This window comes from Haloimpatiens myeolchijeotgali (assembly GCF_042688525.2).
Classification (GTDB): domain Bacteria; phylum Bacillota; class Clostridia; order Clostridiales; family Clostridiaceae; genus Haloimpatiens.
Genome location: NZ_JBHWAB010000002.1, coordinates 20,114 through 34,829 on the forward strand (window position 1 = coordinate 20,114; position 14,716 = coordinate 34,829).

The following is a 14,716-nucleotide window of genomic DNA, read 5'->3' on the forward strand; positions in this document are numbered from 1 at the left end:
TAAAAGAATGAACCGTCCCCTATTTTTGTGCAATTAACTTCTTCTTGACTTAATATATACATCAATGTCTTCCACAATATATTTCTGTCCCGTAGAATGAAGCACATCATAAAAATTTTTTATATATTCAAAAACTTTATATTGGTTAAAAGTTTTAACTACAGCTTTACCAGTCATATTATGTGCCTGCTTATAACTTTCAACGCAAAAAACTGTAAAATCAATAATTCTATTCATTATTTCACCCTTTATACTTCAGGAAAGATTATCTTCCCCATATTTTTTTCTTCTAGAAACATTTCAAATAATTTTTCAGTGCTGTATTGCCATAACTTTGTTTTCTCCTGTTCTAATATTTCATATAAATGTGAGAAATAAAGTTGTGTTACAGCCTCCTCATCAGATAAATTTAATTTTACTGCAATTTTCTCTGCAAGATCAGAGCATATTATTGGAAACACTGCATCAAATTTTCTTTTATCCATCACTTTTCACTCCTAAATCTTCATAATGATCAAATGTACAAAATACTAATGATTTCTCTGTATGAAATAATATTTGATTAAAAAGTTTTTCTACTTTTAATCGTTTTACAGCTTCTTTCTTATTAAGGACACCAGTTTCAAAAAGTTTTACAGTCAAATATACATTATCATCAGCAACAGGACCTATTACAATATCATATTGTTCTGAAATTTCTTTTCCGCTGCGATTTGCAGTAATAAAATCTAACCATTTTTCATCAGGTAGTGTAAATTCTATGATATTAAGTTCCTTTTGTGCCTTTTCTATATTAAAGTTATATACCGACAAAAATTTTTTACCTGTATTGTTTCGTAAACTTACCTTTTCAGCCCAACGAATAGCTTGCTTCTTATTGCTTGTTGTATAAAAACCCATTCCAAAATCAAGCATACGGTTACTTTCTAAAATTTTAGGTCTTTCAACAATAACATCACTACCGTGATATATATTCACTATAATACCTCCACTATCTTTCAGATTGTTTTAATTACTTTATATTATTTCTCTTAAATAATATTTTACCTTACATATTAATTTTATTCAATTTACTAGTTTATAAATTAATGTACTCAACCTTCACAGATAAAAAATAGCCGCTACGGGAAATGATATCTTGCTTAGAAACCTTTCACTTCAGTAACAAGTTCAAATGTTTCTTACGCAAGATATCATTTCCCTTCGCTAGACAGTATTTTTTTACTGGGAAAGTTAAGTTAATATATTTTCTAATATATTAATTAATATAATTTATAATATAAAATTTATTTTAACTTTTAATATATAAAAGGATACGGTTCATCCTTTTAAATTACAGATTAAAAGAATGAACCGTCCCTTATATATTTCTTAATATTGTCCTAGCTTTCCTAATTTTTTTGCTTTATTAATACACATAAAAAATACATAACATCCTAAAAATATAAAAACAAGACAACTTATAGTGAAAAATATAAAAGTATTCATATTTATACTCTTAAAAGTTACAACCTCATATATAATTTTGTTTAACCAAGTAATAGGTAATGTATAACTTATACCTCTTAGTACACAAGGCAAACTTTCAATTTTTATTGTTATTCCAGTGAAAAATAATAAAAAGTATGTTATTACCCCTATTACAGAATGAATTCTTTTTAGAAATAATGATAATCCCCCAAAAACAAGACCTAATATATAAAAACTAAAAACAGTTACAATTATAAAAAATATTATTTCTAAAGAATTTATAAAACTAATTTTAAGTAAGCTAGTCTTTACGTTAAATACAAATATACATATAAAAAATATTATTAATGCCTTAACTAAATTAAATAACCCATTAACCAATATTTTAGAAAAAAATACAGTGGTAACTTTTGTTCTAGTCATAAAAATTTGTTCTAATGTTCCTAAAATAGACTCATCTTGAACTACATAACCTATATATCCTAAAGCAGAATTACATAATTGCCATGCAACTAAAGCAATGAGTAATATTAATGACGACTGCTTGTCCTTAAGTGGAAAGGCATAAAAAAGTCCAACGAAAGTTACTAATATACTTATATTAAAAAATATATAATTTACATAATAATTTTTTAATTCTCCATAAAGCATTGTTAATTCTGCTTTTATTAAATTGAGCATGTCCATGTCCTCCTAAAACTATACTAAATATGATTCTAAACTTTTAACTTTCTTTTCTACTTTAATTACATTTTCCGTATTAACTCTATTAAAAATCTGTTCTAAATTTGTAGTTTCTAATTTAATAACTCCTTCCTCTTTTTCAAAAGAAATATCTTTAAGATTTACTGCTTCACTTGATTTTAATACAATTTCATAGCGGTCTTCAGATTCTTTAAGCTTCAATTCAGAAATAGACCCATATTTTATAACTTTACCTTTTTCAAATATAACTACTTTATTACAAACATTTTCTATTACATCTAAATCGTGTGAGCTAATTATTATTGTTTTTCCATATTTATCTTTAAGACTTTTTAATAAATTTTTCATTTTTGTTTTTGACACAACATCTAATCCCAAAGTAGGCTCATCTAGAATTAAAATATCTGGATCTTTAAGCATAGCTATTATTATAGCTACCTTCTGCTGCATACCTCTAGATAGATTATTAACAACTTCTTTTCTCTTTTGTGTTAATTCAAACATCTCAAGTAATTTCTTTATTCTACTTTCTAATTGTGAATCATTGATTTTGTTTAAATAGGAAAAATATCTCAAATTATAATCTACTGTTAAAAAATTATATAGATTACGAGCTCCTTCTAGTACTACACCTATGTTGTCATGTACTACTTTAGGGTTTTTATCTATTCTCTTATCCTTTATACATATTGAACCAGAATCTAACTTAATCAAATTACATATACTCTTTATTAATGTGGTTTTACCTGCTCCATTTTTTCCTAGAAAACCAACTATATCTCCTTCTTTTATGTTAAAACTTATATTATTATTGGCATAAAATTTATTCTTTTTCTTTATATAATATTTTGTTGCATTATTAATTTTCACAATATCCATACATATAACCTCAATTTCTATATTTTTTAGTTATCATTAACTCAAATTTCGCAGATGAAAAACAGCCGCTACGGGAAATGATATCTTGCTTAGAAACCTTTCACTTCAGTAACAAGTTCTAAGCTTTACTCATATTGAAAAAAGATTTTTTAATTAATATTCCATAAGAATCAGTAATTAAAAAATAACTTTTTTCAAATTCGTAAAGCTAAGAACTTGTAAACTTTGTTCAAATGTTTCTTACGCAAAATATCATTTCCCTTCGCTAGACAGTATTTTTATCCTGCAAACGTTAAGTTATCAAAAACTCAAACCTATAAAATCCATTTTTTATATCTCCTTATCTAAATAAATATTAGTATTAATTTTTTTTACTTTAATATATCCCAGAGTTGTTATAAATAAAATAACTGAAAATATAACATACCTAACTTTCATTTACATTATAAAGATTATAAAAATAACCTTTTCTATTCATAAGTTCATCAAAACTTCCAAATTCACTTACTTTACCATTTTTTAATACTATTATTTCATCATATTTATTTAAAATATTAGCTATAAGCTTGTGAGTTACAACTATACAAGTTACTTCCTCCAAATCTAATAAGGATTTTTCAATATTAGCAGCTGTTTCATTGTTATCACCCCAAATTCTTCATCATAAGAATTGTAAACATAACTTTATTTTCTTTATAGTATTCATTTCATATTTTTATCTTTATTTAAAAAGTTCATTTCATTGGCGTTACTGGTTTAGCTTTACGAATTAATAAAAAATATTGAGAATAATCTTTTACACAATATTTCTCTAGAGGTTTCTTATCCTCTTTCATGTCTAATTGAAAATACTTAGAATCTTTTATTTTACTAAATGGTGATTTTTCTCCTGTAATTTTAAATAACACTTGATTTGAATTATTTAAAGGATTTAATAACGCAGTGAGTTTTGCATTTAATTTAGGAAGATCAACTGGTATATATTCTCCTTTGCAAAAATATAAAGAAAAACTATTTTCATATAAAGTACGTATTGATAAAACTTTATTTTTTAGTTTATTATTTTCATTTATAAATGCTGCTAAATTATTTCCTTTTTGGAGTATATGATCATTTCCAAAATGTCCGTAGTATTTACCTTTTGGCAAATTAGAATATATTTTTTTTAAGTTATCATACATCTTTTCTTCTCTGTATTTAAAGAACTCTTCACTTTTAAGAGTAATGTTATTCCATTTTGTACAATAATAAAAATTATCTAGAACGTATTCAAATATTTTAAAATCCTTATTTAAAAAATTCTTGTATAAATCACTATTATTTTCTACACTTTTTTTATAATCTCCAACTAAATTTGCCATTTGTTCATAAGAACTATTTTGCATTTTTGATTTTAAATTTTTAAAGCTTTGGATATCCTTTGAAATCTCTTTTGGTATTTTATACTTATCTAAAATAGATGATAAAAAATAATAATATGTTTCATCAGAATCGCTTATATCTATCCCTATTACTTGTATTTTATCTTTTTTATTTAATATACTATTAAATTTATATATTCCTTTCCACTTCTCATATTGTTCTTTGCTGCAATTAACATTACGTGAAAACTTATTTAAAAATTCAATATTACCTGTTTGTATATATTTATTTAGAAAATACCCTTCACAAGGTGAGTGTTCTATAAGAAAATTTTTTACCTTTGCTTTTTTTACAAAATATTTTAAAAATTTAAAATGTAACTCATCATTTATACCAACGCCGTGCATTTCCCCAGTGAAAAAGACATCATGCTTATCCAAATCATCTTTTAACAATTCAAACCCAGAAAAGTCGTCATCATTTTTTAGATTAATGCTTGTACTATTTTCTTTAAGCCATTTTTCTTCTGTAATTGGTTTACTTGATACTTTATAAAATAATGTACCTATAGATATTACTAAAATCATGGCTATAACTGCTAATTTGACTCTTTTATTAATATGCATATAGTCCCCCTTTTTGCCACATATCTATCATCACTAGTGATCTTATTTATTTCTTATCATATATACAATATTTAACTTCCTTTCAAATTATTAAAATACACTTATAATCATTTTTGTAACTAATTTATATGCACTTTAATACAATATTTTTTCAATTACATATGACAATAAATAATGTTTTTGATTTATAACCAATATTAATCTATATAACCTTTTTATTTTAATTACATAAAATAACATTCTACGAAATTTTGATAATTCCTTCTTTATTTGTAAAATTTTATATATTTTATGGTGATTTTGTATTATTTATATAATCTCATTTCTAAATAAATATTTTTCTCAACTGCAGCATACATTTTTTATTTTATAGTATATTTTCTAATATAAATATTAATATATTAATTAATATAATTTATAATATAAGATTTATTTTAATATTTAATATAAAAAAGAAACGGTTCATTGCTTTAAACTACAGCTTAAAAGAATGAACCGTCCCTAATTACAATATTAACTTAAGAGATCTTGAACCAATTCTATACTTGGATTATGTTTTGAAAAATCAATAACTGCTTCTGTAAAACCACTTTTTGAAAAGAAAATATAATGCTTTTCTTCATAAGGAAGAATTTGAGCTTTCTCAATAAGAGAATTCACTACATTAATGTCCAAAAGTTCATTTCTCCATTTACATTCACCGATTATCGCTTTATTTTCTGATATAGCAAGTATATCAATTTCCTCTTGACGTTTTTTTATAGGATTATTTCCCCACCATGATCCAATTTTTTCAAACACAAAAGGAAGAAGCATTTTTTTATTTTTCCGATTTAAATAATCTATACATATTTTTTCATATATATGCCCTATATAATTGCTAAATTCAGGTTTAATTTTATTTTCATAAATATAATCAATCATTTCCTGTTCAATTAAAGTAGTATTTGGAAAAATAAATTTGTACCAAAAATTAAAAAGATTATCCTGTATCTTATAAATAGTTTTTTTTGAGGTTTCTTTTTCCCCTGAAGGAACATGTCTTTTTATTATTTGAAGTTCTATCAAAGTTTTTAAATAACTTGCACACTTACTTGTAGGCTCCCCTATCTTAGTTGATACTTCATTCAATTTTGTATAACCAGAAGCTAAAGCTTCTATTATTGAATTATAAATAGCAGGTTCTCTAAGTTCTTGTTTTAAAAGATTTAAAGGTTCTTCATGCAGATAACTTGATTTATCAAGAATATATTTTTTTATATTATCTCCTACAGAATAGTTGTTATCAAATTTTAAAAGATACTGAGGTATTCCTCCTAATATACCATAGCTTTTCACTTTATCCTCAAAACTATAATTTTCAAAAAATTTTATGCTGTCATAAAAATCAAAAGGTTCTATTTTAAGCTGTGCAGTTCTTCTTCCATAAAGAGGACTTTTATAAGAAAGCACTTCTTTTTCCATGAAACTCATAGAGGATCCACAAATAACAATATAAAGTTTTGTATCTTTTAATTCATGATCTATAAGATTTTGTAAAAGAGAAGGAATACTTTTATTACTCATGGCAACATAGGGAAATTCATCCATAACAAGTACAAGTTTTTTATCTTTACCTTTTTTGCTAAAAACAAAAATGCTTTTTCCCATGTCTCAAAGGAAGATATAAACTCTTGCATTTCAAAGTGTTCTAATATTTTTTGTGAAAACTTATCAAGAGCTGCTTTTTCATTGTATTCTTCTGCTACAAAAAATATTGTTTCTTTATCTTTACAAAACTCACTTAAAAGCCTTGTTTTCCCAACTCTTCTTCTTCCATACATAACTATAAATTGAAATTTATTCTCTTTATAAAGTGAATTTAAAATATTCATTTCATACTTTCTGCCTATAAACATACCTTACTACTCCTTTTTTAAAATGTATATCCAATTTTCGTTAAATATAGTAATCATATTTTTATTTCAATATCTATCGAAAATTAAACAATTAAAAATAAATTCATTATTCTTCTTATATTTTATTATACCAAAAACAACATAACTCAATCAAGATTTACTTAATTTAGATTTAGTAAATCTAAATTAAGTAAATCTTGATTGAGTAAAAAAATATATAACATATACTCAATTTTCACAGGTTAAAAATACTGTTTAGCCAAAAATCCTACTAAACAAAGATTTTTTCTTGCTGTGCTCTTCTCTCCACTTACCAATTTTATCATCCAATTGCCTAAAATGCTTCTCCTGTTCCTTTTCAATATCTTCTTTTAACTTTGTATTTTGATCTTTTATAGTACTAATCTCATCATAAATAGGCTGTATTTTTTCATCCATTAAATTACCCATAACATCCATAAATTTTTCTAATTTTTCACTTTCAACCATTAACTCTTTGCTTTCTTCTTTTTCTTCTTCCTCCTCCTTTTCTTCCATCTCTGCAGCAACTTCAGAATTGTGCTCTAATACCTTTTTAATTGCAGCATAATTTAGACCTTCCTCTTTAAGCTTAAATATAAACTTAATATTATTTATATCTTCAATAGTATAAATTCTTTCTCCATGTTCATTTCTCTTTATGTCAAGATTAACAACTTTCTCAATGTATCTAAGTACATGATCCTCACACTCAATGATATTACATACTTCTCCTATGCTGTAACTTTCCTTACATTCAAAAACTTTTTTATCATCCATAGAATACTTATTAAACCCCCTCAAAACCCTTTATTATCAATATTTTTACCCTTAATAAATGTTATTATGTATTTATTTTAAGACCTTATTTTATTAGGGTCATAATTAATAATTCTCTATATGTAATTTTTTTCCTTTTTTTAGTTTTGTAAAAAATATACTTTTTTTAATTATTAAATTAACTTTTATATTAAAGAATACTGTTTAGCTGAGAAAAATTATATATTACGTAACAAACATTCATTTCTTGTTGTATAAAATTTATATTTTTGAACAAAATAAATACAAACAATAATGCATATGGAATGTATGGAATAAAATATTATGTATAAATTGTATTAACATTTCAAATTTTTTACTACGTATATTTTCACACCTAAAAGCTTATATACTATACCCAAGCAAAAACAAATTACAAAATAAAAATATAAAAAAAAGGTGTCTCTATAACACCTTACTAAATCACCTATAATTTAAAATATCCTACAGTTAAGCTCATGGATAATTTCAATTAACTTCAGATTAAATACAGACGTTATCTAAATTTTAATTGATAAGGAAAGAGAGGTGATTTAAATGAAAATTAAACATAAAAATTTTTCAATTAATCAAAAACTTATGATATGGAGTATTATCGCCACAATAATATCTCCAATCATAACATTAGTTATATCCAAGCTATGGCATTAAAGCCATAGCCTTTTTATATATAATATTTATTTTCAGTACTATATATACTGACATTTATATATTGTTAGCCTTTTTTCCTTTTCTATTCAATATAATATAAATTCAATTTTTGAAAGTAAAGAATACTGTCTAGCAAAGGAAAATGATATATTACTCAAAAAATAATTAATAATTAAAAATGAATAATGGTTGAATAAATTTAATATTTAATTGAGTAGGTTTTTAAGCCTAAATAAAGGCTTGTCCTAGCAAATGAATCTCTTTATATAGAAAGATACTAAAAGTTTTGTTAATAAGCTTAGAATGGAATATAGGCTTAATGTAAAGGCTATAAATCTTCTTATCAGCCTTACAAAGTTTATTAACCTTCTATAACCTCTTTTATTTTCAATACTTTTATCCTTAATAAAAGTTATTAAGGATATGTTAACAAATTGCTTAATAAACATTTGAACAAAGTTATTTTTTAATTACTGATTCCTACTAAATATTAATTAAAAAATCTTTTTTCAACATGAGTAAAGCTTAGAACTTGTTACTAAAGTGAATGGTTTCTAAGCAATATATCATTTCCCGTAGCGGCTATTTTTTATCTGGGAAAGTTGAGCTAGTAACTAAAAAACAAAAATAATTAAAGTTTTTCTAGAAAGATATCCTTTTTTAATAGTTAAAAAGGTTTAATTATCAGTTGTATTTTTTAGTATAGTAAAAAGACAGTATAATAACATTTATAGTATATATATGGTGATGTATAGTAAACTTTCTGGAACCATTGATATAAGCTGAGTTTCAAAGTTTTTTTTGTAAAATAGTACAATATTTCTTGTAAAAAGGTACAATATTATTTGTAAAATAGTACAATAGTGTACTTGTAAAAAGGTACAATATTTCTTGTAAAATAGTACAATATCAAGTTAAGGTATTTAATTTTTTCTTGTTAAATAGTACAATATAAATATATAGTTTATGAAAATAGTACAATATTTAAGGAGTTTTAATTATGGGAGAAGAGAGTAAAAAGCAAAAAACTATTCAAGAAAAATCCTTTCTTATGGATATAAACATGTTAGAATCACCTTTTTTTATATTCAAACAATCTAAGAAGTTAACAACAGCAAAACAACTAGAAGAAGATAAAGAAATTAGTAAAGACGCTAAGAAAATTTTAAAGTTTATAGCTCCTGAAAATCAAAATACTATTGTAGAATATCGTGCTTGGCAAGATAGTAGGGGATTTAAAAGAGAGCTTTTAACAACTTCGATTATGAAATTGCCAAATGGTTTTACTATGGATGTTTGGTATGCTTTAGTAGGATTATATATTAAAAAATCAAGCCCAATATCTTTTAATCATGAAACGAATACTTACGATATACAAAATAGCACAATGTATTTTACCTTATATGAATTAGCAAAGTTTATGAAAGTAACTATTAGCGGAAATATGTTTGACAAATTAAAAGAAGCTATAATTCAACTAAAAACAACTCAATATTTTTCTTTTGGCTGCGGAACTATATATGACAAAAAAATTGATGATTATATAGTTAGTAGAACAAAAGGTATTTCTTTAATAGATGATTTTGAAATTACAGAAATTATGGATTGTGTTAAAAATGCTAGAAAGAAATTAGGTAAACAGAAATGTTGGGTTAAATTTAATAATTTAATTATAGATAATATTAAATGTCAGTATATAAAATTTCTAAATCCTACTTTGTATTTTTCTTTACCTTCAGGATTAACTAGGAGATTGTACAGCTACATAGAAAATAATAAATATCAACAAAAGGGTAAAGTTTATAAATATATAAAAAGAAGCTATGATATATTATCAACTAAGTTACCAGTAGATTTTAAATATCCTTCAGAATTTAAAAGACGTTTAGAAAAACCTTTAGAAAATCTAATAAAGTTTAATACTATTTCAGATTACTTCTTTGGAGATGATATGATAATCAATAATGTTAAAGAGCGCTGTATATATATAATTTTTGAAGGTAAAAAAGAATCTGTAATCAATCAATTAACACATCATAAACAGCTAGAAATTGAAGTTGATAAAAAAGAAACTTCTTTTGAAATGAAGATTCCTGAAAACTTAAAGAAATATTTAATAAATAAAGGTTTTAATGAAAAAATTATAGGTAGTTTTTTAGCAGAATATGATAAGTGGGAAATTATAAAATATTGTTTATGGCTAGAAGAAAAAGAATATAACAATAAGAAATCTATTAGAGATTTTTCAGCTATGTTAACTTTTTCCTTAAAAACTAAAATTAATATAGAAAACACTCATAAACATATAATTGAATTTATAGAAAAAAATAAAAAAATAAAAAGGAATAGTATTGTTGATAGGAAAAGAATTATAGAAATAGAATATCAAAAGTATTTAGATACAGAAATACAAAAACTTAAAAAAGAAGATGAGGGAGCATATAAAATAATTTATGATACTGTTTTAGATAATTTAAATTCTAAGTGTGAAACACAAATAAAACAGTTTGATATGTTTGATAAAGATATTACGGAAAATGAGAGAGAAAACTGGGAGAATCAAAAAAAATTATGGTTAGAGTTTGAAGAGAAAAATGAGAATAGTGAGCTTTTTAAAGATAGGCTTCAAAGTACTATAAGAGACTTTAGAAAGTTAAAATATTTTGATGAATTTAAAAGAGAATATAAGTGATTTTTTTTAATAGTAAAAAGACAGTATAAATATAGTATAATAACATTTATAGTATAAATATGGTGATGTTACTTACATTTTTCTAGAGGGGCTTATATCAACGGATAGCAAAGCGATTTTTCTGTGAAGTACGAGAAATTTTCTACAAGGTACGAGAAACTTTCTACAGAGTACGACAAATGCTTTCTATAAAGTACGAGAAACTTTCTGTGAGGTACGAGAAATTTTCTTTGAAGTACGAGAAATTTATGATATATTATTAATATATTTTAATTATGGGGACGATGAAAAATGAGGAATGTAGAAAAGAAAAAAACAATTCAACAAAACACAAGTATAATAGATATTAATATTATAGAGGCACCTTTATTCATTTCTAGCAAAAAAGAAGTCACTAACATAGGAGAATTAGAAAAAAAATATGATGTGAGCACTGGAGTAAAGAGGGCTATAGAAATTCTTAAAGAAGATTTAGAAAAATCACCAGTGCCAATTGATTATCGAAAGTATCCTTCAGTATATAGAACTTGGGTAGATAGTAAAGGTAAAAAAAGAGAACTTTTTATAATACATTCAATTCCAGATATGACTACTATGGATGTATGGAATGGTTTGATAGGCTTGTACATACAAAAGATATCACCTATTTGCTTTGATGAATCTACTAACACTTATGATATTGCTAGTGATGAAATGGAGTTTACATTATATGAACTTGCTAAGTTTATGAATAAATCTACAGGTGGTAAAAGTTTAGAGAGGCTAATTAAAGAAATATATAAATTAAAGTATGCTACTTATCACAGTTTAGGTGAAGGAGTTATTTTTAATAAAAAAAATGATAAATATTTAAGATCAAAAGGAAAAGGATTTAACTTAATATTAGATTGTGAATTTGAAAGTGAAAAACGTATAAAAGGTGAAATTGTAAGGTCAAAATGTAAAGTACAGTTTAATAGGGTTATTATAGACAATATAAGATATGAGTACATAAAGTACATTAACCCTAAGGAATACTTTTCTCTACCCTCTAGAGGGCTTTCTAGAAGGTTATATTCCTATATTAAAGGTAACCTGTATTTATCTAACAAACAAAAGGTAAAATACATAAAAAGAAGTTTTAAGGTTTTGAAAAATAAAATTCCAATTTACGATAAACAGCCATCTAAAATTAAGGAAAGGTTAATAAGTGGTTTAAAATATTTAAAAGCTTTCGGAATCATATCAGATTATTTCTTTGGAGATGAAGTGCTTATAAACAATGTTAAGGAACGGTGTGTATATATAATTTTTGATAGTACTAAAGAGGATATAATTAATCAATTAACTCAGTATAAGCAGTTAGAAATTGCAGTAGATAACGAAGAACCTAGTTTTAAGGTTCATATTCCTGAGAATTTAAAGGAATATTTAATAAATAAGGGCTTTAACGAAAAAATTGTAGGTAGTTTTTTAGCAGAATATGATAAGTGGGAAATTATAAAATATTGTTTATGGTTGGAAGAAAAAGAATATAACAATAAGAAATCCATAAGAGATTTTTCAGCTATGTTGACTTTTGCATTAAAAACTAAAATCAATATAGAAAATACTCATAAACATATAATTGATTTTATAGAAAAAAATAAAAGAGCAAAGAGAAATAGTATTGCTGATAAAAAACAGATTATCGAGAAAGAGTATCAAAAGTATTTAGATAAAGAAATACAAAAGCTTAAAAGGGAAGACGAGGGCGCATATAAGATAATTTATGATACTGTTTTAGATAATTTAAATTCTAAGTGTAAAACTCAAATAAAACAGTTTAAGATGTTTGATAAGGATATTAAAGAAAGTGAAAGAGAAAACTGGGAAAATCAAAAAAAATTATGGTTAGAGTTTGAAAAGAAAAATGAAAATAGTAAACTTTTTAAAGATCAGCTTCAAAGTACTATAAGGGATTTTAGAAAGTTAAAATATTTTGATGAATTTAAGCGAGAATATAAGGAATAAATGGGCTTGGAACCGCAAAAGCTATCTTTACAATAAGTGTCTAAAGGGCTGTCGCATTAAGAAATTCGCATACAATATATTGTAGTATTTACGCTTAGTGCGACAGCCCCAATAAGCTTTATTGTGTAATATAAAAATTTTAAACATAAACTCCAAATATATCTTTGCCTTGAGCATTTTATTTGAACTCTTATCCACTTTTGCAGTACAAAAATACTGTCTAGCGAAGGAAAATGATATCTTGCGTAAGAAACATTTGAACAAAGTTTACAAGTTCTTAGCTTTACGAATTTGAAAAAAGTTATTTTTTAATTACTGATTCCTACGGAATATTAATTAAAAAATCTTTTTTCAATATGAGTAAATCTTAGAACTTGTTACTGAAGTGAAAGGTTTCAGAGCAAGATATCATTTCCCGTAGCGACTGTTTAGCACTATTTATTTAGAAATATCTTTTCCAATAAGTCATTTAAAAGCTTTGATTCACTCATTTTCTTTGACTTTGCAACCTTTGAAATTTCCTTTGTAACATCCACACTCAAATAATAAGTTTTATTTTTAAATTCCTTTTTCTTTGAAACACCTACATCCTTTAAAAGCTCTGAAGCAAACACATTTTTTTGAAAATCTTCAGTTTCCTCTATTTCATTGTTTACTTCATCATTATTTTTAACATCATCACTATTCTCAACACTTTCTTTCTTAACTTCACTTTGTTTATCAACCTCGTTCATATTAACTGCTCTGCTGCTAAGAGCCTTTCTAAACTTATTAGCCATGATTATAAAACACCTCTTTCACGTAATTCGTCTATTAACTTTTTATAAGCACTATATCCTGCACATTTTTTATCATATAAATTTATAGGTTTGGCTTCTAAAACACATTCTTGGAGCTTAACATTTCTAGGTATAACATTTTTACATACAAGATTTTTAATGTCATTATCCTCATTACAAAAATCCATGAAATCCTTGCATATGTTAAGTCTTTTATCGTATTTATTTATTATTATAGATTTTATATTATCTTCAATTCTAAGATCTCTTCTTATGTTATCCCAAAGAGCTTGAAAAAGTTGTATTCCTTCAATTGCATTTAAATCAGCATCTGCAACTAAACATATACTATCAGAACATGCAAAAGCATTTTGATTTATTATAGACATAGAAGGGTTTGTATCAAGGATGACGTAATCATACTCATTGAATTTGTCTTTATTATCCTCAATATAATTCTTTAGAATATTTTCTCTGTTAGCTCTATTCATGAGTCTTATTTCTGTTTCTATTAAATAAAAACTACTTCCTATGACATCTAAATTTTTTAGTTCTTTTATTGGACTTTTTATTATAACATCTTCAAATTTTATGTTATGTTCTAAAATATCTTTAACACTTTTAAAGTTTTCCTCTGTTCTATCTATGCCAATGTTATTTGTAAGATTGCCTTGAGCATCCATGTCAAGGGCTAAAACTTTTTTACCTCTTTCGGCTAAGATTCCTGCAAGATTAAAAGCAGACATAGTTTTACCTACTCCGCCTTTGAAGGTTCCTAAACAAATAATTTTCACTGGTATCCACCCCTTATATGTGATTGGTTGA

At 24.9% G+C, this 14,716-nt stretch carries 12 protein-coding genes and 1 pseudogene; 2 read left to right on the plus strand and 11 right to left on the minus strand.

Features of this window, described 5'->3' with window-relative positions; genetic code table 11:
- Positions 1-33: 33 nt before the first annotated feature.
- The 9 genes and pseudogenes from ACFIJ5_RS17980 to ACFIJ5_RS18020 form a co-directional block, all read right to left on the minus strand.
- Positions 34-237 (minus strand): DUF3791 domain-containing protein, encoded by a 204-nt coding sequence (locus tag ACFIJ5_RS17980; protein ID WP_379809661.1) that lies wholly within the window; start codon positions 235-237, stop codon positions 34-36.
- Positions 238-248: 11 nt separating this feature from the next.
- Positions 249-485: a hypothetical protein gene (locus ACFIJ5_RS17985; RefSeq protein WP_379809662.1), complete on the minus strand. Its 237-nt coding sequence runs from the start codon at positions 483-485 to the stop codon at positions 249-251.
- Complete coding sequence (locus ACFIJ5_RS17990) at positions 478-978, minus strand: DUF3990 domain-containing protein (protein ID WP_379809663.1); 501 nt, start codon at positions 976-978, stop codon at positions 478-480. Before ACFIJ5_RS17990 ends, ACFIJ5_RS17985 begins: the two co-directional genes overlap by 8 nt.
- Positions 979-1,371: 393 nt before the next feature.
- A complete protein-coding gene (locus tag ACFIJ5_RS17995; protein WP_379809664.1) occupies positions 1,372-2,151 on the minus strand; it encodes an ABC transporter permease in 780 nt (259 codons plus the stop codon).
- 18 nt (positions 2,152-2,169) lie between these two features.
- The gene (locus ACFIJ5_RS18000; protein ID WP_379809665.1) at positions 2,170-3,054 is read right to left on the minus strand and encodes an ABC transporter ATP-binding protein; all 885 of its coding nucleotides are present in this window, start codon (positions 3,052-3,054) and stop codon (positions 2,170-2,172) included.
- A 427-nt stretch (positions 3,055-3,481) separates the two neighbouring features.
- Positions 3,482-3,655, minus strand: a complete 174-nt coding sequence (locus ACFIJ5_RS18005; RefSeq protein WP_379809666.1) for a hypothetical protein — start codon at positions 3,653-3,655, stop codon at positions 3,482-3,484.
- A gap of 133 nt (positions 3,656-3,788) precedes the next feature.
- Positions 3,789-5,042, minus strand: coding sequence for a hypothetical protein (locus ACFIJ5_RS18010; RefSeq protein ID WP_379809667.1), 1,254 nt, complete (start codon positions 5,040-5,042; stop codon positions 3,789-3,791).
- Positions 5,043-5,555: 513 nt separating this feature from the next.
- Positions 5,556-6,940, minus strand: a pseudogene (locus tag ACFIJ5_RS18015) (ATP-binding protein).
- A gap of 255 nt (positions 6,941-7,195) precedes the next feature.
- Complete coding sequence (locus tag ACFIJ5_RS18020; protein ID WP_379809670.1) at positions 7,196-7,738, minus strand: helix-turn-helix domain-containing protein; 543 nt, start codon at positions 7,736-7,738, stop codon at positions 7,196-7,198.
- Positions 7,739-9,428: 1,690 nt separating this feature from the next.
- Between ACFIJ5_RS18020 and ACFIJ5_RS18025 the strand changes: the two genes are divergently transcribed.
- Positions 9,429-11,120 carry a replication initiator protein A gene (locus tag ACFIJ5_RS18025; protein ID WP_379809671.1) on the plus strand — a complete coding sequence of 564 codons (1,692 nt, stop codon included), beginning with the start codon at positions 9,429-9,431 and terminating at the stop codon, positions 11,118-11,120.
- A 291-nt stretch (positions 11,121-11,411) separates the two neighbouring features.
- Positions 11,412-13,112, plus strand: coding sequence for a replication initiator protein A (locus ACFIJ5_RS18030; protein WP_379809672.1), 1,701 nt, complete (start codon positions 11,412-11,414; stop codon positions 13,110-13,112).
- Positions 13,113-13,546: 434 nt separating this feature from the next.
- Here the strand turns inward: ACFIJ5_RS18030 and ACFIJ5_RS18035 are convergent, their stop codons facing one another.
- Both ACFIJ5_RS18035 and ACFIJ5_RS18040 read right to left on the minus strand, forming a co-directional pair.
- Entirely contained in the window at positions 13,547-13,891 is a 345-nt protein-coding gene (locus tag ACFIJ5_RS18035) for a hypothetical protein (protein WP_379809673.1), read from the minus strand.
- A gap of 2 nt (positions 13,892-13,893) precedes the next feature.
- Positions 13,894-14,685, minus strand: coding sequence for a ParA family protein (locus ACFIJ5_RS18040; RefSeq protein WP_379809674.1), 792 nt, complete (start codon positions 14,683-14,685; stop codon positions 13,894-13,896).
- Between the last annotated feature and the right edge of the window lie 31 nt (positions 14,686-14,716).

Bases quoted from the DNA above. Each gene is read 5' to 3' on its own strand.
- ACFIJ5_RS17985 (WP_379809662.1), bottom strand. From the start codon at position 485: ATGGATAAAAGAAAATTTGATGCAGTGTTTCCAATAATATGCTCTGAT.
- ACFIJ5_RS18030 (WP_379809672.1), top strand. From the start codon at position 11,412: ATGAGGAATGTAGAAAAGAAAAAAACAATTCAACAAAACACAAGTATA.
- ACFIJ5_RS18035 (WP_379809673.1), bottom strand. From the start codon at position 13,891: ATGGCTAATAAGTTTAGAAAGGCTCTTAGCAGCAGAGCAGTTAATATG.
- ACFIJ5_RS18025 (WP_379809671.1), top strand. From the start codon at position 9,429: ATGGGAGAAGAGAGTAAAAAGCAAAAAACTATTCAAGAAAAATCCTTT.
- ACFIJ5_RS18010 (WP_379809667.1), bottom strand. From the start codon at position 5,042: ATGCATATTAATAAAAGAGTCAAATTAGCAGTTATAGCCATGATTTTA.
- ACFIJ5_RS17995 (WP_379809664.1), bottom strand. From the start codon at position 2,151: ATGCTCAATTTAATAAAAGCAGAATTAACAATGCTTTATGGAGAATTA.
- ACFIJ5_RS18000 (WP_379809665.1), bottom strand. From the start codon at position 3,054: ATGGATATTGTGAAAATTAATAATGCAACAAAATATTATATAAAGAAA.
- ACFIJ5_RS18020 (WP_379809670.1), bottom strand. From the start codon at position 7,738: ATGGATGATAAAAAAGTTTTTGAATGTAAGGAAAGTTACAGCATAGGA.
- ACFIJ5_RS17980 (WP_379809661.1), bottom strand. From the start codon at position 237: ATGAATAGAATTATTGATTTTACAGTTTTTTGCGTTGAAAGTTATAAG.